This is a genomic window from Streptomyces sp. NPDC057271 (genome assembly GCF_042668715.1).
Taxonomy (GTDB): domain Bacteria; phylum Actinomycetota; class Actinomycetes; order Streptomycetales; family Streptomycetaceae; genus Streptomyces.
Genome location: NZ_JBHUYJ010000264.1, coordinates 1 through 1,122, shown reverse-complemented (window position 1 = coordinate 1,122; position 1,122 = coordinate 1). Strand labels below are relative to the sequence as shown.

General features: G+C 70.9%; 1 pseudogene. It reads right to left on the bottom strand.

The features are described 5' to 3' along the window. Positions 1–1,122: pseudogene (locus ACFUJR_RS39360) on the bottom strand (hypothetical protein); the annotation flags it as partial.

Here is a 1,122-nt window from a genome sequence, read left to right as displayed (position 1 = left end):
CACCCGCGCCGCCAGCGCCTCATCCCCCGCACCCGCACCCGCACCCGGCGGAAACTCGCCCGGATTGCGCAGGGTGTCCAGCGTGGGCCACAGCAGATCGCGCAGCGCACCGCTCTCCACCATCGCCGGACCATCCGCCAGACCGTGCTCCTCCAAAAGCACGCCCAGCTTGATCTTCTGCGCCGGGGAAAGACCCTCCAGCACCTCCACGAGCTGAAGGTCCCTGACCGAGTCGGGCAACTCCGGGAACGCCTCCATACTCGCCCTAAACGCCTCCGCGCTCGCCCGGAACGCCTCCAGAGCCGGGTTGCCCGGCGAGTCCGGCGTCGCGGACAGCGGCTCACCCTCCGGCACCGGCCGCAGATCACCCAGCGCCTGATCCAGCCAGTCACCCTCCCCGCCCGACTCGTTGCCGTCGCCGGCCCGCCCCCCCAGACCCTGTCCGCCGTCGCTCACCGAGCCGATCTCGGCGGTCATGCCCTCCGCCAGGCTCCCTTCCGCAACGACCGTGACCTCCGGCAGACCCGAACGGACACTGCCCTCACCGACCGTCCCGGAAGACACATCCCCGACCCCCTCAGGTGCGGATCGCGCAACCGTCTCGGGAGACTTCGCATCCCCCAACGGCACCTCGCCGAACCCCGAGTCCTGCCGTGCGGGCGAAGGACTCTCACCACCCGCGGGCAGATCCCCGACCCGGCCCGTGGAACCGGACTGCGGGCCCCCAGCCTCCTGAACAGGCACCCGAGGAAGAGGACGCTCCGGCAGGGGCTTCTCCGGAAGAGGACGCTCCGGCAGGGGCTTCTCCGGAAGAGGACGCTCCGGCAGGGGCTTCTCCGGAAGCGGACGCTCCGGCAGGGGCTTCTCCGGAAGCGGACGCTCCGGCAGGGGCTTCTCCGGAAGCGGACGCTCCGGCAGGGGCTTGTCCGGCACGGCCGGGACCTCGGTCGTGTCCGGATGGGTCGTCCGCATGACCTCCGCGACCAGCGTCTCCATCGTAAGGAAGTCATTGACCAGGAAGTCCTTGCCCGCCAGCGCCTGATCGACCAGCCCCCCCGGCTCGATCAGCTCCCTCGCGCCCAGCCCGAACTCCTCCAGACCGTTCTGACGCATCAGCGCCCC